This is a genomic window from Sagittula sp. S175, assembly GCF_049800975.1.
Classification (GTDB): Bacteria; Pseudomonadota; Alphaproteobacteria; order Rhodobacterales; family Rhodobacteraceae; genus Sagittula.
Window position 1 is genome coordinate 120005 of the sequence record NZ_JBNAGB010000011.1, and the last position, 18018, is coordinate 138022.

At 64.7% G+C, this 18018-nt stretch carries 14 protein-coding genes; 6 read left to right on the forward strand and 8 right to left on the reverse strand.

Features of this window, described 5'->3' with window-relative positions; genetic code table 11:
- The first annotated feature begins 110 nt into the window (after nucleotides 1-110).
- The 5 genes from ACP16H_RS15215 to ACP16H_RS15235 are packed head-to-tail and all read left to right on the forward strand — an operon-like array spanning nucleotide 111 to nucleotide 3366.
- A complete protein-coding gene (locus tag ACP16H_RS15215) occupies nucleotides 111-728 on the forward strand; it encodes a VOC family protein (protein WP_425073097.1) in 618 nt (205 codons plus the stop codon).
- On the forward strand, nucleotides 725-1204 hold the full coding sequence (locus ACP16H_RS15220) for an N-acetyltransferase family protein (RefSeq protein WP_425073098.1): 480 nt from the start codon (nucleotides 725-727) through the stop codon (nucleotides 1202-1204). The genes ACP16H_RS15215 and ACP16H_RS15220 overlap by 4 nt, the downstream gene beginning before the upstream one ends.
- A 54-nt stretch (nucleotides 1205-1258) precedes the next feature.
- Nucleotides 1259-1945, forward strand: a complete 687-nt coding sequence (locus ACP16H_RS15225) for a TerB family tellurite resistance protein (protein ID WP_425073099.1) — start codon at nucleotides 1259-1261, stop codon at nucleotides 1943-1945.
- Between the two features lie 7 nt (nucleotides 1946-1952).
- Nucleotides 1953-2957: an endonuclease/exonuclease/phosphatase family protein gene (locus ACP16H_RS15230; RefSeq protein WP_425073100.1), complete on the forward strand. Its 1005-nt coding sequence runs from the start codon at nucleotides 1953-1955 to the stop codon at nucleotides 2955-2957.
- 43 nt (nucleotides 2958-3000) lie between these two features.
- On the forward strand, nucleotides 3001-3366 hold the full coding sequence (locus ACP16H_RS15235) for a hypothetical protein (RefSeq protein ID WP_425073101.1): 366 nt from the start codon (nucleotides 3001-3003) through the stop codon (nucleotides 3364-3366).
- A gap of 92 nt (nucleotides 3367-3458) precedes the next feature.
- Here the strand turns inward: ACP16H_RS15235 and ACP16H_RS15240 are convergent, their stop codons facing one another.
- From ACP16H_RS15240 to ACP16H_RS15275, 8 genes are all read right to left on the reverse strand, one after another.
- Entirely contained in the window at nucleotides 3459-4997 is a 1539-nt protein-coding gene (locus ACP16H_RS15240; RefSeq protein WP_425073102.1) for a Ppx/GppA family phosphatase, read from the reverse strand.
- Between the two features lie 85 nt (nucleotides 4998-5082).
- Complete coding sequence (locus tag ACP16H_RS15245) at nucleotides 5083-6381, reverse strand: flagellin (RefSeq protein ID WP_425073103.1); 1299 nt, start codon at nucleotides 6379-6381, stop codon at nucleotides 5083-5085.
- 256 nt (nucleotides 6382-6637) lie between these two features.
- Nucleotides 6638-7939: a flagellin gene (locus tag ACP16H_RS15250; protein ID WP_425073104.1), complete on the reverse strand. Its 1302-nt coding sequence runs from the start codon at nucleotides 7937-7939 to the stop codon at nucleotides 6638-6640.
- Between the two features lie 243 nt (nucleotides 7940-8182).
- Complete coding sequence (locus ACP16H_RS15255) at nucleotides 8183-9481, reverse strand: flagellin (RefSeq protein WP_425073105.1); 1299 nt, start codon at nucleotides 9479-9481, stop codon at nucleotides 8183-8185.
- 364 nt (nucleotides 9482-9845) lie between these two features.
- The gene (locus ACP16H_RS15260) at nucleotides 9846-12020 is read right to left on the reverse strand and encodes an RNA degradosome polyphosphate kinase (protein ID WP_425073106.1); all 2175 of its coding nucleotides are present in this window, start codon (nucleotides 12018-12020) and stop codon (nucleotides 9846-9848) included.
- A gap of 270 nt (nucleotides 12021-12290) precedes the next feature.
- Nucleotides 12291-13007 carry a chromosomal replication initiator DnaA gene (locus tag ACP16H_RS15265; RefSeq protein WP_425073107.1) on the reverse strand — a complete coding sequence of 239 codons (717 nt, stop codon included), beginning with the start codon at nucleotides 13005-13007 and terminating at the stop codon, nucleotides 12291-12293.
- Nucleotides 13004-14083 (reverse strand): AI-2E family transporter, encoded by a 1080-nt coding sequence (locus ACP16H_RS15270; protein ID WP_425073108.1) that lies wholly within the window; start codon nucleotides 14081-14083, stop codon nucleotides 13004-13006. Before ACP16H_RS15270 ends, ACP16H_RS15265 begins: the two co-directional genes overlap by 4 nt.
- A 226-nt stretch (nucleotides 14084-14309) precedes the next feature.
- A complete protein-coding gene (locus ACP16H_RS15275; protein ID WP_425073109.1) occupies nucleotides 14310-16529 on the reverse strand; it encodes a pentapeptide repeat-containing protein in 2220 nt (739 codons plus the stop codon).
- Between the two features lie 133 nt (nucleotides 16530-16662).
- On the opposite strand from ACP16H_RS15275, the gene proS reads away from it, so the two are divergent.
- Nucleotides 16663-18003 (forward strand): proline--tRNA ligase, encoded by a 1341-nt coding sequence (gene proS / locus ACP16H_RS15280; protein WP_425073110.1) that lies wholly within the window; start codon nucleotides 16663-16665, stop codon nucleotides 18001-18003.
- The last annotated feature ends 15 nt before the right edge of the window (nucleotides 18004-18018 follow it).

Below are 18018 nucleotides of genomic sequence, written 5' to 3' on the forward strand. Positions count from 1 at the left end.
CAGTCGGAGATAGGCACTTTGTCGCGCGTATCAATGCGATAGGCACCTTTTTCCGCTATGCAGCATGGTTAACCGGGGCTATCGTTCTGCGACTGCACGGAAAATCTGCCATGTTCAAAATGACCCTCGATCATATCGCCGTTCTGGGCGAGACCTTGGCAGAGGCCGTGAGGCACGTGGAAAAGGCGCTTGGCCAGCCGATGGAGCCGGGCGGCGTGCATCCCCGGTTCGGCACGCATAACCAGCTGATCGGGCTGAATCCCGAGCTGTATATCGAAGCGATTGCCATAGACCCCTCGGCCCCCGACCTGCCTGATGCGCGCTGGTTCGGGCTGGATACGTTCCAGGGGCCGCCGCGTCTGGACAAGTGGATTTGCGCGGTGGACGACATGGCCGCCGCGCTGGAGGCGCTGCCCATGGCGGGCCGCCCGGTGGAGCTGTCGCGCGGCACGCTCAGCTGGACCATGGCGGTGCCGGAGGATGGCTTGCTGCCCTATGACGGGCTGTTCCCGGCGCTGATCCAGTGGCACACGCCGGTACCTCCGGGCAAGTCCTTGGCGGCGGACGACAATACACTGACCGGGCTTGTGGTCTCGCACCCGCTGGCGGACGCTTTGCAGGCGCTGCTGGCACCGCATCTGGACGCGCCGCTGGTGCGGTTTCAGGCGGGTGCACCGGGCCTGACGGCGACCATCCACCAGTGCCACACGGAAAAGACCCTGCAATGATCCTCCGCCCGGCGGAGCCGCGCGACGCGGCGCAGATCGCGGCCATCTGGAACGACGTCATCGAGACCTCGGCGGCGACCTTCACCACCCTGCACAAGACGCCCGAAGGGCTGGTGGCCGACATGGCCGCCCGCGGCCCCGCCTTTCAGGTGGCGATGAACGGGGACCGTGTGCTGGGCCTTGCCACCTACAGCCAGTTCCGCGGCGGTCCCGGCTATGCGCACACCATGGAGCATTCGATCCAGCTGGCGCCCGAGGCGCGGGGCAGGGGCGTCGGCCGCGCCCTGATGGTCGCGTTGGAGCATGTCGCGCGCACTGAGGGGGTGCATTCCCTCTGGGCCGGTGTCTCGGGCGAGAACCCCGGCGGGGTCGCGTTCCACCAGGCGCTGGGGTTCTCGGAAATCGCCCGCCTGCCAGAGGTCGGGTTCAAGTTCGGGCGCTGGATGGACTTGATCCTGATGCAGAAAATTCTCTGACACTGCGGGATTTCCGGTCCTGACAGGAATGCTGCAACGCGGTAGGATGCCCTTATGTCAATCTGGACACGCATCACCAGCGCGCTGGCCGCGCTGACCTCGGGCGAAGGGCTGAGCCAGCTTTTCGACCGCCTGCGCGCGACTCCGCCGGAACGCTCCGTGGCCTTTACCATCGCCGTGATCGCCCTCTCCGCCAAGATGGCCAAGGCTGACGGTCTGGTGACCCGCGACGAGGTGACGGCCTTCCGCGAGGTCTTTGCCATCGCGCCGGAGGACGAGAAGGACGCCGCCCGCGTCTTCAATCTCGCGCGGCAGGACGTGGCCGGGTTCGAAGACTACGCCCGCCGCATCCGCGCCATGTTCGACGAGAACACCGACACCCTTTGCGACCTGATGGAGGGCCTGTTCCACATCGCCATGGCTGACGGCACCTACCACCCGGCAGAGGATGCGTTTCTCGAACGGGTGTCGGAACTCTTCGGGATGCCGGAACACAGGTTTACCGCACTGCGCGCCCGCTTCGTGCCCGATGCCGCGCCCGACCCCTACACGATCCTCGGCGTGACGCCGGACATGACCCTGCCGGACATCCGCAAGCACTGGCGGCAACTGGTCCGCGACAGCCACCCGGACGTGATGATGGCGCGCGGCGTGCCGGAGGAAGCGGTGAAACTGGCGGAACGGCGCATGGCCGACATCAACCGCGCCTGGGAAGAAATCTCGGCGCGCGAGACCGCCTGAGCCGGGCGTGCGCATCGCCACCTACAACGTCGAATGGTTCGACTCGCTCTTCGACAACAAGGGGCGGCTGATGCTGGATGATCGTTGGTCTTCGCGCCGCGACATCACGCGGGTCCAGCAGGCCGAGGCGCTGGGGATCGTCTTCACCGCCATGGATGCCGATGCGATCATGGTGATCGAGGCGCCCGACACCTCTTCGCGCCGCTCTACCACGCGGGCGCTGACCCATTTCGCCGAGGCCTTTGACCTGCGCACCACCGCCGTGGTCACCGGCTTCGCCAATGACACGCAGCAGGAAATCGCGCTGCTCTACGACCCGGCAGTGCTGAGCGTCCGTCACGATCCGCAATCCAGCGAGGCCGCACCGCGCTTTGACGCCGCGTTTGAAATCGACCTCGATATCGACGCCACCATGGACAGGGTGCAGTTCTCGAAACCGCCGCTGGAACTGGCCGTCACCACCGCCGCCGGAAAGACCCTGCGCCTGATCGGCGCGCATCTGAAATCCAAGGCCCCCCACGGCGCGCGCTCGCGCACCGAGATCATGCGCTTTTCCATCGCCAACCGGCGCAAGCAACTGGCGCAGGCCATCTGGCTGCGCCGCCGGATCGAGACGCATCTGGCGGCAGGCGAGTCCCTGATGCTGCTGGGCGATCTGAACGACGGCCCCGGTCTGGACGAATTCGAACATCTGTTCGGGCGCTCCTCGGTCGAGATCATCCTCGGCGACGGTGGCCCGCATCTGTACGACCCGCACGCTGAAGAGGCGCTGGCCCGCCGCATCGGTGCCCAGCCCTCGACCGCGCGTTTCTACATCGACAAGCAGAAACGCTACCTGTCGGCGCTGCTGGATTACATCATGGTCTCGGACGACCTGCGCGTGCACAACGCGCCGCTCTGGCGCATCTGGCATCCGTTCGACGACCCGCGCTGCTGGAAGATCCCGGAACTGCGCGATGCGCTGCTGACGGCTTCGGACCATTTCCCGGTGACCGTCGACCTCGATCTGTGACGCGCCCCTTTGCGCGCAAGCGTCACGCGACTATATTTAGGGCATGACACGCACAGCAGCCCTTCTGTCCCTCACGCTCCTCGCCGCGCCGCTCCCGGTGGCGGCACAAGAGGACGACGGTTTCAACCTCATGGAGGAAGGGGCCAAGCTCTTTTTCCGCGGCCTCATGTCCGAGATGGAACCGGCGCTGGACGAGATGGAGCAGGCCCTGCGCGAGATGCAGCCGCTGATGGAGGATTTCGCCACCCAGATGGGCCCGGCCCTGCGCGGCATCCTCGAAGAGGTGGACGATTGGAGCCAATACGAGCCGCCCGTGATCCTGCCCAACGGCGACATCGTCATCCGCCGCAAGACCCCGCTGGACCCGGACGCCCCGACTGCGCCCGCTCCCGACGAAATCGAACTCTGACAGGGGCACCGCGCCCCTGCTTCTTTGGTTTTCCAAATACCCTCGGGGGAGTCTGCCGTAAGGCAGACGGGGGCAGCGCCCCCTCTACAGGTTCAGCCCGCGGTAACCCCGAAATCCTCGGCCCCCAGCGATTGCGCCAGCGACTTGTACCGCGCCCGGGCGACCTCGCCGAACAGGTCCATCATGTCCGAATCCAGCGACAGCGACAGCTGCGTGCCGTCCCAGCTCATGCGCGCATGTCCGGCCGAGGCCTCGAGTGTCCAGAGCATCGCGCCAAAGCGCATGGCCTTGCCCAGCACTTCCGCCTCGCGCTGGTGGACGTCGTCCAGCAACGCATAGATGTTCTCGAACCGCGTGCCCTCGCGCTTGTTCTTGTAGCGGTGCAGCAGCGCCAGCCCGAGGTAGACCCGTTCCCAGTGCTTCAAGCCGCCAAGGTTGGCGCGGGTGGCATTGTCGAAACAGGTCTCGGCCCGGTAATCGGGATGCGCGCGCCAGCTGACGTCATGCAGCAGGCAGGCAGCGTGGATCAGGCGTTTGCGCGCGTCCGTGGCGTCCGGGAACAGCGGCAGAACAAAGTCGTACAGCTGGCGGCCAAAGCCGGGCAGGCGGGCGTCCTTCGCCTCGGCAAAGCGGCAGGCCTCGATCAGCGGATCGCGGTCGCGCAACGCCTGCGGCATCTGTTCGTACAGCAGGCCCTCGCGGATGCCGTAACTGGAAATCGCAATATCGGAGGGCTGGAAACACTCTACCACCCCGGCCAGAACCTCGGCGGCAAAGGGCACCAGCGCCATGCGCGTCGCGGATACGCCCGCCGCCTTGCGCAGCACCTCGTGGTCTTCGGTTTCCAGGTAGGCGATGGTGTCGCGCACGGATTTCGCGTCCATCCGGTATTCGTGCAGAACGTGCAGCGGATAGTCCCGGCGCAGCATGTCCAGCCGCGCGATGGCCCGCCAGCTGCCGCCGACAAGGAACAAGCGGTCGCGTTGCGTGCCCATGTAATCGGCCAGCGCCTTGAGTTCCTTGCGGATATGTTTGGCGCGCCCCTCGGCGCCGCCTTCGACGTCCTTGAGCTTGTACGGGCCAAGCGCCGAGGTCATGCGGCGGCCCACTTTGCCCTGGCCGATCTCGGCCAGTTCCATGCTGGAGCCGCCGATGTCGCAGACCAGCCCGTAGGATCCGGGCCAGCCCAGCAGCACGCCCTGCGCCGAAAACCGCGCCTCCTCAGCCCCGTCGATCACATGGATGCCCAGGCCTGTTTCGGCTTCGATCTCGGCCTGAAACTCCGGACCATCCTCGGCATCGCGCATGGCCGCGGTGGCGACGACGGACATGTCCGACAGTTCCATCCCGCGCGCGAGCAGGCTGAAGCGGCGCATCGCGGCCAGGGCGCGTTTGCGTCCCTCGGGATTCAGGCGGCCCGTCTGCATCATGCCTTCGCCAAGGCCGCACATGATCTTTTCGTTGAAGTAATAAGCGGGGCTGCGTGCAGCCCCGTCAAAGACGACCATCCGGACAGAGTTCGAGCCGATGTCCACCACGCCGACCCGGCTGACGGCCCGGGACTGCGGGTCATCGAAGAGGGCGGGACCGAAGGGATCCCAATGGCCGTGGCTGTCGTCCTGGCTGTCCATGTCGCGCTCTCCCCGCTTGCCCCGAAGTCCTAGGTCGACAGGCGGGGAGGGTCAAGAAACGTCATGGGTGCCAAGGGGTTCAGTTTCACCGGAACAGTTGCAACAGGTATTGGGGCGACTGATTGGCGATCGAGAGCGACGTGACGGACAATTGTTGTTGCACCTGAAGGGCCTGCAGGGCGGCAGCGGTTTCCTCCATATCGGCATCCACCAGCGTTCCGATTCCCGATTTCAGCGCAGAGGAGAGACCGGAGATGAAATCGGTCTGCGTTTCCAGCCGCATTTCCGAGGAGCCGAAGCTGGCCGAGGCGTCGATGGCGGTCTCCAGCAGGCGGTCGATGTCGGCGAGGGCCGCGTCGGCCCCGGCCTCGGAACTGACGTCTATGTAGGACAGCGAGGACAGCCCGCCGCCGATGGTGCTGCTGGCATGGGCGGCATATTGATCGACCTGAACGGCGAAATCCGCGCCGGTCTGTCCCGCACCGGTGAAGGTGATCGTATTGCCGTCGGCCTGCGCCGTGATGCCACCGGTGGCTGTGGCACCCATGCTGGCCTCGACATAGCGGTTGTAGGCGGCAGCAAGGGCGCGGCTGACGTCGGCCATGGTGTCGCCATCGCGGGCCACGTAGTTGATTTCATTGCCCGATGACGTGTTGGCCGGTGCGTCGCCCGTACTGCCGGAAATGGTGATCGAGAAGCCGGTTCCAGCCGTGACGGCCTGTCGGGCGCTGCTGCCGAAGGTGGTGACGCCGGTGGGGGCTGTGGCTGCCCCGGTCAGGGTGCCTGTGGCGGCATCGCCAAAACCGGTGATGTCATTGGCGGCGACGGCCAGGGCGCTGAGGCCTGTGCCGATGCTGGACAGGCCCATGCCCAGATCCTGCTTGCGCACACGGATGTCGCTGGCACGCACGCCGTCCGATGCCCGGTCGAGCGACGCAAGCACGTTGATCGCGCCGCTGTTTTCGGTCTGCGAGGTGTTCTTCAGAAGGTTCAACCCGTTGAACTGCGCAGCGCCGACCACCGCCCCGATCTGGTCGCGCAGGGCGGAAATATCCGCCTGAATTTTATCGCGGTCGACGTTTTCTTCCTGCGAGGCGACGATCTTTTCCTTCATCTGGGTCAGCAGGTCCACCACGGTTTCGGACCCCTTGCGGGCGACGGCGACGGAGGACTGTCCAAGGTTCAGGCTGTCCTTGATCCGGGCAAAGCCCGCCACGTCGGATTCCATGGTCTTGGAAATCGCCCAGACCGCGGCGTTGTCGCGCGCGGAATTAACGCGCTTGCCGGTGGCCACCATTTCCCGGGTGTCGGACAGGCGCTTGTTGATGGACTTCAGGGTCTGGAGCGCCGTCATGGCGCCTTGGTTCGTCAGAATGCTGGACATGGCACTCACCTAAGTGTTTCGGATCCCGCTGCGCAGGCCGTTTGCCTGCGAATGCCTTCTGAACCTGCGGTCCGCGTCATGCGGGCGCGCGCCACTACGGGGTAAGTGCCCCGTAAACGTAGCGGACAAACATGAACGCTGCGCTAAGATTCGTTTCCACAGGGTAGGGGGTTTGGAAAAAAAACATGGCCCGCAAACAAGTTGCGGGCCATGCTGTGCCTGTATGAAACGCCTGCCGGCGTCGGTCAGTCGCGGGTTAGCGGAAGAGCGACAGCAGCGACTGCGGCGCGTTGTTGGCGATGGACATGGCCTGAACCGCCAGCTGCTGCTGCACCTGAAGGGCCTGCAGACGGGCCGAGGTTTCTTCCATGTCGGCATCGACCAGCGTACCGATGCCGGATTTCAGCGCGTCGGTCAGACCGGTGACAAAGTCGCTCTGGGTCTCGATGCGCATCTGTGCCGAACCGAAGGCGGCGGCAGAGTCGATGGCCGTGTCGATCAGGCCGTCGATGGAGGCCAGGGCGGAGTCCGCACCGCTCTGGGTGGTCACGTCGATGTCTGCCAGCGCCTGCAGACGGCCACCGATGGTGTTGTTTGCATCCGCACCAACCGAGGCGACAGTCACGGCGATGGTATCGGTCGCGTTGGTCACCCCGGAAGTGACGGTCAGACCGCTGCCGTTGGCCGTGACATTGAAGTCGTTGGTATCCAGGCCCTGTTCTGCGACATAGGTCGCGTACATCTCGGCCAGTTTGCCTGCAACATCCTCGGCGGTTTCGCCGTCGCGCGCCACGTAGACGACGGATGCGCCTGCGGCTTCGGCCTGGGTCATCGCCGCCGCAGCAGAGTTGCGATAGTCTGCCTGGGTAAACGACGAGTCATCGGCGTCCGTACCGAAGATCTGCAGCGCGAAGGCCTTGCCCGCTTCGACAGTGACGCCGGAGAGGTCGATGTTGACGCTTTGTGTGGCGTTCAGGGTGCCGGTTGCCTCGGATGCGGTAAAGGTACCGCCGGTTGCCGAAACCGACTGCGCCCCGGTGCCCAGGTCCTGCTTTGCCACGCGGATGTCGGTGGAGGTCACCGAACCGTCCGACGCGCGGTCGATGGACGCCAGCACGTTGATGCCGCCCGAATTCGCGTCGGTCGAGGTGTTCTGCAACATGTACTGGCCGTTGAACTGGGATGCGTTCACGACGGCGCTCACCTGGTCACGCAGAGCGTCGATGTCGGCCTGGATCTTGGTCCGGTCGACGTTCTCTTCCTGAGAGGCGACGATCTTGCCCTTGATCTGGGTCAGCAGGTCCGTGACCGTCTCGGCGCCATTGCGGGCCACGTCGATGGTCGCCTGACCGAGGCTGAGGGAGTCGGAGATGCGCTTGAAACCTGCGACGTCGGATTCCATGGCCTTTGAGATGGCCCAGACAGCGGCATTGTCCTTGGCGGTCGCGACGCGCTTGCCGGTCGAGATCATGCCTTGTGTCGCACCCAGGTCGCGGTTGACCATTTTCAGGGTCTGGAGTGCGGTCATTGCGCCGGTGTTTGTGAGAATGCTGGACATTCGTTAGTTCGCTTTCATTTTCAGGGCGTGTTTTACGCCGGTTGTGCAGCCGCGATGGCCACTTCGGGAAAGCGTCTTCTGACGTGTGCAGATACCTGTCGGTCTGCGGTTCCACCCCTCATCGGGTGGAATTCGGGTCGGCCCGCCCGCTGATGCGGGCGAGACCGTGGCGCGACCCCGGGGCGGCGTCTGATTGCCGACCTTTTGTCAGCGGACCAGATGCCCCGGGGGCGGCCGTTTACCTTAGCGGAAGAGACCCAGCAGGGACTGCGGTGCGCTGTTGGCGATGCTCATCGCCTGAATGCCCAGCTGTTGCTGGACCTGCAGCGCCTGCAGTCGTGCAGAGGTTTCTTCCATGTCGGCGTCGACAAGAGTGCCGATACCGGATTTCAGTGCGTCGGTCAGACCCGAGACGAACTCGGACTGGGTTTCCAGTCGCATTTCAGCCGAACCAAAGGCCGCCGCGGAGTCGATCGCTGTGTCGATCAGCCCGTCGATGGCCGCCAGTGCGGAGTCCGCGCCAGCTTGGGTCGAGACGTCGATGCTGGACAGCGCTTCGAGACGACCGCCGATGGTGTTGCCCGCGTCGGCACCGATCGATGCAACAGCCACGGCAATGGTGTCGGTCGCGGTGGTTACGCCCGAGGTCACCGTCAGGCCGGACCCGCTGGCCGTCATGTTGAAGTCGTTGGTGTCCAGACCGTTGTCGGCGGCATAGGTCGCGTAGGCATTTGCCAGTGCGCTGGCCACGTCGGCTGCGGTGTCACCATCACGCGCGACATAGGTGATGTCGGTTGCAGCGGCTTCACCCTGCGTGATCGCAGCGGCAGCAGAGTTGCGGTAATCGGCCTGGGTGAACGACGAGTCGTCCGCATCGGTGCCGAAGATCTGCACCGAGAATGCCTTGCCTGCTTCGACGGTCACGCCGGACAGGTCCACGGTCGCGGTCTGCGTGCCGTTCAACGTTGCGGTTGCCTCGGATGCGCTGAACGTACCACCCGATGCCGAGACGGAGGCCGCGCCGGTGCCCAGGTCCTGCTTGCGGACGCGGATGTCGGACGAGGTCACGCCGTCGAACGAACGGTCGATGGAGGCCAGCACGTTGATGCCGCCGGAGTTCGCATCGGTCGAGGTGTTCTTCAGCATGTACTGGCCGTTGAACTGCGACGCGTCGACGACGGCGCTGATCTGGTCACGGAGGGCTTCGATGTCCGTCTGGATCTTGGCGCGATCGACGTTTTCCTCCTGCGAGGCGACGATCTTTTCCTTCACCTGGGTCAGCAGGTCGGTCACGGTCTCGGCACCCTGACGGGCGACGGAGATGGTGGCCTGACCGAGGCTGAGGGATTCGGAGACCTTCTTGAAGCCCGCGACGTCGGACTCCATGGCCTTGGAGATCGCCCACACGGCGGCGTTGTCCTTGGCGGAGTTCACGCGCTTGCCGGTCGAAATCTGGTTCTGGACAGAGCCCATCTGCTTGTTGATGTTTTTCAACGTCTGCAGAGCAGCGGTTGCCCCGTTGTTGGTGAGAATACTCGACATGGTTGTCGCCTTTCGGTTCTTGGCGCGTTTGCGCCGGGATTTGCCGGTTTCCTTCTCCGGCTTTCAGAACCGTCCTTCTGACGCTACGGACCGTGTCCTCATTGACACGTCCGCGCCACTTGTGAGTGCAGGGGCAATCTGCGCTTTGGCGCTTAAGGTCTATTTAACGATTTGCGGCCCCCAAGGGGTCATTTCGCGGCATCAAAAAGGCAGGCTGCCCCGGTTGTGCCCAAGGCATGAAAATGGCGGTAACCCTGATGGGCCACCGCCTTGGAATGGTTGAAAATCTTGCCGATGGTTGATGCCACGACACCTGTGGTTGTCCGCCCCCGACGCTCGCAGCGGCACGCGAAAGGGTAAGTTTTCAATCCTCCGTGTGGGTCAGTTGCGGTACGTCCTTGGCGCCCGCCGATCCGCGCCCCGACAACGAGGGATTTTCCATGAAGAAGCGGTGGCAGTTGAAGGCAAAGGCCCCCTCTGGCACGGCATAGCGCGTGAATTTGCCCGACGGGTCCATGACCCAGCTTTGCGCCGTGTCCGCCAGATTCGCGGCCATGATCTGGCTGACGATCTGCGCTTTCACGGTCGGGTTCATGATCTCGACCCCGGTTTCGATCCGGCGGTTCAGGTTGCGGCCCATCCAGTCGGCGGAGGATATGAAAACGCGCGCCTTGCCGTGCGGCAATCCGTGGCCGTTGCCGAAACAGGCGATGCGGGAATGTTCGAGAAACCGCCCGATGATGGATTTCACGCGGATGTTGTCGGACAGGCCCTTGATACCGGGACGCAAACCGCAGATGCCACGGATGACGCAGTCGACCTGCACGCCGCCCTGCGATGCCCGATACAGCGCGTCGATCATGTCCGGTTCGATTAGCGAGTTCATCTTGAGCCAGATCGCCGCGGGGCGACCGGCCTTCGCGTGCGCGATCTCCTTTTCGATCATCTCGATCATGCCGGTCTTCAGCGTGTGCGGCGAGATCAGCAGGTTCTCCAGCCCCTCTGGCATGGCGTAGCCAGACAGATAGTTGAACAGCTTGGCCGCATCGCGCCCCAGCGCGGCGTCACAGGTAAAGAAGCTGAGGTCGGTGTAGATCTTCGCGGTGATGGGGTGGTAGTTGCCGGTGCCCCAATGGGTGTATGTAACCAGCTTGTCACCTTCGCGGCGCACCACCTGGCTGATCTTGGCGTGGGTCTTCCATTCGAGGAACCCGTAGACCACATGCGTGCCCGACCGTTCCAGCCGCCGCGACTGGCGAATGTTGGCGGCCTCGTCAAAGCGGGCTTTCAGTTCCACCAAGGCGGTGACGGACTTGCCCTCTTCGGCGGCCTCGCAGAGCGCATCGACAATGGGCGAGTTCTTCGACGTGCGGTAGAGCGTCTGCTTGATCGCCACCACGTTCGGGTCCAGCGCCGCCTGGTTGAGGAAGCGCACCACCATGTCGAAGGTCTCGTAAGGGTGGTGCAGCAGCATGTCCTTCTGCTTGATGGCATCGAACATGTTGCCGTCGTGGTCCTGCACCCGCTCGGGCACGCGCGGGGTGAAGGTCGGCCACAGCAGGTCGGGACGTGAATCGAGCACCAGTTCCTTGGTGTCGGCGGTGCCCAGCATGCCGTCCAGTTCGATGACTTCATCAGGCGACACATGCAGTTCGCGCATGACGATCTCGCGCAGCGCCTTGGGCGCGCCGGTGGAGATCGTCAGTCGCACCACTTCGCCCCGGCGACGGCGCTTCAGCGCCACTTCGAATTCGCGCACGAGGTCCTCGGCTTCCTCCTCGACCTCGAGATCGCTGTCCCGCAAGACGCGGAACCCGAAGTGGTCCTTCTCGCGGTATCCGGGGAAGAGCGAGTCGATGTGCAGCAGGACGACGTCCTCAAGGTAGATGAAACGGTGCTGCCCCGGTTCGGCGGGCAAGCGCATGAAGCGGTCGATCTGGGCGGGGATCGGCAGCAACGCCTGAAGGGGCCGCTTGTCACGGATGCGTTCCAGTTGCAACGCGAGGCAGTAGCCCATGTTCGCGATGAACGGAAACGGGTGCGCCGGGTCGATGGCCAACGGCGACAGCACCGGGAACACCTGGTTGAGGTAGCTTTCGTTGAGGTGTTTCTTGTCCTCGGCGCTCAGATCGTTGCGGCTGACGACGTGGATGCCTTCGGCGGCCATGAGGTCCTTGAGCTCGCCCAGCATGCGCTGCTGTTCCGCCATCAGCCGGCGGGCGTCCTCGTCGATCAGCACCAGTTGTTCGGCCGGGGTCAGGCCATCGGCGGCGGGCGTCGTATTGCCGTTGTGGGCCAGTTCGCGCAGACCGGCGACGCGCACCGTGTAGAATTCGTCGAGGTTCGTCGCCGAGATCGACAGGAACCGCAGGCGTTCCAGCAGAGGGACACGCGGGTTCTCGGCCTCTTCGAGCACGCGCCAGTTGAAACCTAGCCAGCTGAGTTCACGGTTGAAGAAGCGCCCGGGACCGGTGTGATCGAGGTCGGGCAGGTCGGTGGGCGCGGGCAGGGCGCTCTTGAGAAAATTGGCTTGGGTCATTGCGGGCTTATGCCTCTGGTATTGCAACGGAATGATGACGGATCGGAACGCTTGCGCCTATCTTTGCGCCGCCTGGGGGCGGTTCGCAAGGCGGGGAGGTGTTTCGCCGCGCTGGTGCGCGGCGACCGGCGGGGCGCGGGGGCCGCCGGGGGGGGGGTGGGTGCGGGGTGGTGCGGGTGCGGCCCCGGGCTGGGGGGGGGCTCTGCCCCCGTCTGCCTGTCGGCAGCCGCCCCCGCGGTATTTTCGTCAAGATGAAGGGGCAGGGCAGCGCTATCGGGTGGCGTCGTCGCTTTCCGATCCGGACGGCGTATCGAGGAGGCGGGCGAGCACCTCCGAGGCCAGTGCGCGGGTGACGGGCCGCTTTGTGGCGAGACTTGTTTCGTCGAGCGCGGCCACGAGGTCGCGAGCGGCGGCATGGCTGCGCGGCATATGCCGGGTGAGATAGGACAGGACCTCGGGGACCGGCGCGATCTGGCGGTCGGCGAAGAGCTTCGCCAGAACGGCCGTCAGCAACGCGTCGTCCGGTGCACCGAGGCGGGCGGCCTGAGCGCCCATCATGCGGCTTTTCAGGTCGGGGACCGTCAAAGGCCAATGCGTCGGCTCGCGTTCCGAGGTCAGCAGCAGTGACTGCCCCTGCGCCAACGCGAGGTTGTGCAGGTGGAACAGCGCCTCCTCTGCGGGACGGTTGCCGGCGATGGACTCGATGTCCTCGACGCAGACGGGGTGGTCGGCGAGGGACGGGATGTCGGCAGTGGGCAGGCTTACGGCTGTGACGATGCGGGCATCCGAAAGCCGTGCCCAGACGTGCGCGAGGTGGGTCTTGCCCGACCCCTTTGGCCCACAGAGCACCATCTTGCGCGCGGGCCAGTCCCGCCAGCGTTCCACCAGTGCTACCGCCATGGCATTGGCAGAGCTTACGAAAAACTCTTCGCGCCCCAGTGCCTCGCGGACGGGCAGGGGCAGGGGAAGCTGTTCGGGCTGGGTCATGCGCGCGGGTCGCTGCCGTTCTGGCCGATCAGGCCGAGGTAGAGGCGCGAGCTCTTGTACTGGTCGGCGAGGAAGCGGACGATGACACCGAGAGCGGCGGCGAGCGGCACGGCGACCAGCATGCCGATGAACCCGAAGAGCGCGCCGAAGACGGACAGTGCCAGCAGCAGCCAGACCGGGTGCAGGCCGACGGAGTCGCCCACAAGGCGCGGGGTGACGATGTTGCCCTCGATGAACTGGCCGGACTGGAAGATCGCCCAGACCGCCACGATCCACCACCATTCGCCCCAGAACTGGAACATGGCGAGGCCGATGGCGAGGCCGCCGCCGACGATGGCGCCGACGTAGGGGATGAAGGTCAGAAGGCCCGCGACGACGCCGACGACGAGGCCGAATTGCAGGCCGACGGCCCAGAGGGCGATGGCGTAGTAGGTGCCGAGGATCAGCATGACCGAGCCCATGCCGCGAATGAAGCCCGCGAGGACGCCGTCGATCTGGCTGGCGAGGTGGCGGATGGTCTGCTTGTGATCGAGCGGTACGAGGTCGTCGATCTTGGCGATCATGTTGTCCCAGTCGATCAGCATGTAGACGGCCACGACCGGTACGATGAGGAACAGCATCAGGACGTTCAGCAGCGAACCCACTGAAGACAAAGCGGTTTCCGCGACGACCGCGCCCTTGGACTTGATGGTTTCGCCGATGGAGATGAGGGTTTCCTGAACCACGTTGCCCTCGATCATGACAGAGGGGAAGCGTTCGGTCAGGAAGGCCTGCAGGTCGCGGAACAATTGTGGTGCGATTTCAAAGAGCTGGATGACCTGACGCACGAACATCGGAACCACGGCGAGGGCCAGGATGACAAAGATCACGATGGCCACGACGGTGATGATCCCCACCGAGGCGCCGCGGGAAAACCCAGCCTTTTCAAGGCGATCCGCGACGGGGTCGAGGCAATAGGCGATGGCGCCGCCCAGCACGAAGGGCAAGAGCACGTTGCCGAGGAACCAGAGGATCACGGCGAAGATCACGAAGGCGATCCCCCAGTATTTCAGCTGTGTCCTGACCGCCAATGCCATGATCTTTGCTCCTGTCTTCTCCCTGTTTCGCCCGCGCAGCATTTCGATGCAAGAGGGGCGTTTCGGGCGATGCACAATCCATGCAGAAACCATGCGGAAACCATGTGTATCGCATGCGCAGCATTTTGGTTGGTTTGGAAGGGGTGCGAGGGCCTGTCCCGTAACCGGCGGCGCGGTTGGGCCGGGTTGGTCGCGTGTTTGGAAGGCAGGGGGATGGGGCCCCGGATCAGGGCTTGGCTTCGGGTGGAGGCGGCGGGGTGTAGCCCTCGGGATCGGCCTGCCACTTGCGCCATTCGGTTGAGAATTCGAAAAAGTCCAGTTCGTGTTTGGGCCAATGGTCGGGCTGGGTGAGGGGGCCGGTGGCGGCCTTGTCGAGGTCGGTCACGCTGGCATCTCCAAAGGTTGCATCGAGTTGCTGTTGTGTCATGTGCCAATCTGACATGGACAGGTCTGTCAATGCCGCACCTCGGAGAGCAGCGGCGCTTAGAGACCTGTTCCCCTCCAACCGCGCCCCTCCGAGGAACGCCCACTCCAACCGCGCCGCTTGGAGGTTCGCCCCCTCCAATCGCGCCCCTCCGAGGAACGCCCCCTCCAACCGCGCCGCTTGGAGGTTCGCCCCCTCCAACCGCGCCCCTCCGAGGAACGCCCCCTGCAACCGCGCCTCTGAGAGGTGCGCCCCCTGCAACCGCGCCTCTGAGAGGAACGCCCCCTCCAACCGCGCCCTTCCGAGGAACGCCCCCTGCAACCGCACCTCTGAGAGGTGCGCCCCCTCCAACCGCGCCCCTTCGAGGTCCGCCCCCTCCAACCGCGCCCTTCCGAGGAACGCCCCCTCCAACCGCGCCCATCGGAGGTCCGCCCCCTCCAACCGCGCCGCTTGGAGGTTCGCCCCCTCCAACCGCGCCCCTCCGAGGTTCGCCCTCTCCAACCGCGCCCCTTGGAGGTTCGCCCCCTCCAACCGCGCCCCTCCGAGGCTCGCCCTCTCCAACCGCGCCCATCGGAGGTCCGCCCCCTCCAACCGCGCCCTTCCGAGGATCGCCCCCTCCAACCGCGCCCCTTGGAGGTTCGCCCCCTCCAACCGCGCCTCCCACAGATGCGCCCTGCGCAGGTCCAGATCAGACAGCGAGCGGGGCGGAAGGGCGGCGAGAGCGTCTTTGTGCCGCCTTTCCCAAGACGCTGCGTAGCGTTCATCTTCTTGAGCGATTTGAGCCGAGCAGTCCTCTGGCGTGTCATCCTTTCCCAAAAGCTGTGTGCACCACAGCGCCTGGTGGCGAGCGAGGATTGGATTGGGGTCGACCGAGTCCCCGTCCTTATCGCGTGCCAGTGGGCCGGGACCACAGGCGAGATGGGGGATACCCTGGTCTGTGCACCACTGCGCGCGAAACACTTGTTGGGCCTCGTCGTAGGGTAGCCAGCCACGTGGTGTTTCGACGAATTCAACGTTGCTCAACTTCGCGGGTCTAAAGAGATTGGGGTACCACGTACGCATCCACCAGCGCTCGGCCAGAAGGCGGTCGGCAAGGTAGGTCAGTTCGGGTCGGTAGCTTCCGAAGGAGGCGAAGTCCGGGTCTGGATGAAGAGTGATGTGCTTTACGCGAGCCTTTAGTTCGGGCAACGTGAGTTCTGCCAAATCGGTAACAAGCGCACGATGTTCGCGCTGGTAAAAAGAGAAAATTGGGTATGCCGTTCCGGCAAAGGAGACCCGATCCCATTTGGCGTATTCGGAGAAGGTGCCCTCGGTAGTTAGGAATCCGTAGGTGGTTAGCGCGAGGAAGGTGACCGTCCATGCGGTGCGGCGGGTGGCGGTCCAGAGGCGCGTGGCGGTGGTGCCGCGCAGCATCCGCCAGCTGGCCACCCCGGCGACCAAAGAGACAAACAGGGGCAGGCCGCAAAAGACCATGGTCAGCAGTTCATCGTGTTTCGGCATGGAGCGCCACCAGAACCCTGCCAGCACCAGCGGCGCAAAGAGAAAGATAGACGCGAAGGCGACGGTATTGGCGAGGCGCTTCAACGGGTAGGGGTGATGCGCGCCGGGGCGGCGGGCGAGGGCCATGTCGCTGACGATCCATGGAGCGATGCTTTCGCCCGCCGGGCTGTTACCTTCGGGAAGGTCGTGCAGCGCCTTCCAGAGTTTCAGGAGGTAAAGGTGCATGTGGATGTAGAGCATCGCGCCGAGGGTGGGGGCGATGTAGAAGAAGAGGTTCGTCGGGATGGAGACGCCGATCAGCGGCAATTGGGTCTCGCGCTCGGTGATGAAGAAATCCGCATCCTCGACGCCCAGCAGCGTGACGCCGACAAACGCGAGGTAGGAGAGCAGGCCGAACCAGCTGGTGCGGGCCATCTTGGTCAGGGTTTCGATACGGGCGAGGGTGTCTGCATTGCCGGACGGTGCAGGGTGGCGGGCGGCGCGGCGGCTGCGCAGATGGCGCAGGTTGGCTTTCTTTGACATGGCACCCCTCACACGTTCCGGGTGCAAGGATGCCGGAAAGTGCCGCCGGGTCAATGGGAGAGGCCCGCGCCGTGCTTGCCAAGGCCTGCGTTATCCCGCAAAACCCCCGTCAAACATCCATCAGAGGTCCGTCATGCGCCTGTCCCGCTACTTCCTGCCCGTTCTCAAGGAGACGCCCGCCGAGGCGCAGATCGTCTCGCACCGCTACATGCTGCGCGCCGGCATGATCAAGCAGGCGCAGGCGGGGATCTATTCCTGGCTGCCGCTGGGCTTCAAGGTGCTCAAGAATATCGAGAATATCGTCCACGAGGAACAGCAGCGCGCGGGGCATATCCCGCTGCTCATGCCGACCTTGCAGTCGGCGGACCTGTGGCGGGAGTCGGGGCGCTACGAGGCCTATGGCGAGGAGATGCTGCGCATCACCGACCGGCATGGCCGCGACATGCTGTACGGGCCCACGAACGAGGAGCTGGTGACGGATATCTTCCGCTCTTACGTGCGGTCCTACAAGGACCTGCCGCTGACGCTGTACCACGTGCAGTGGAAGTTCCGCGACGAGATCCGTCCGCGCTTTGGCGTGATGCGGGGGCGCGAGTTCTACATGAAGGACGGCTACAACTTTGACCTGACGAAGGAAGATGCGCTGCACGCGTATAACCGGCATCTGGTCAGCTACCTGCGGACCTACGAGCGGATGGGCCTTCAGGCGATCCCGATGCGCGCGGATGGCGGGCCGATTGGCGGCGATTATACCCACGAGTTCCTTGTCCTGGCGGAGACTGGCGAGTCGGAGGTGTTCTATGACAGCGAGATCACCGACCTGACCTTTGGCGACCGCGCGATCGACTATGACTCGGTCGAGCAGTGCCAGGCGGTGCTGGAAGAGTTCACTTCGCGCTATGCCCGCACGGACGAGACCCATGACGAGGCTGTGTTCGCGCAGGTCCCCGAGGAGCGTCGGCGCACGGCGCGCGGCATCGAGGTGGGGCAGATCTTCTACTTTGGCACGAAGTATTCCGAGGCGATGGGCGCGCTGGTTCAGGGGCCGGATGGCAAGCAGGTGCCGGTGCACATGGGCTCGCACGGGATCGGCGTGTCGCGCCTGCTGGGCGCGATCATCGAGGCGTCGCATGACGAGAAGGGGATCATCTGGCCGGAGGGCGTGACGCCGTTCCATTGCGGGATCGTGAACCTCAAGCAGGGCGATGCCGAGGCGGATGCGGCCTGCGAGGCGCTCTATGCCTCGATCCACGCGCTGGGGCTGGAGGCGCTGTACGACGACACCACCGAGCGCGCGGGCGGCAAGTTCGCGACGATGGACCTGATCGGCCTGCCGTGGCGGATCACGGTCGGCCCGCGCGGGCTGAAGAACGGCGTGGTCGAAGTGACCTGCCGCCGCACGGGCGAGAGCGAGGAGATGCCGCCCGAGGCCGCGGTGCTGAAGATCGCGCAGATCTACGGCAAGGCGAAGTGATACGCGAGCGCGCCG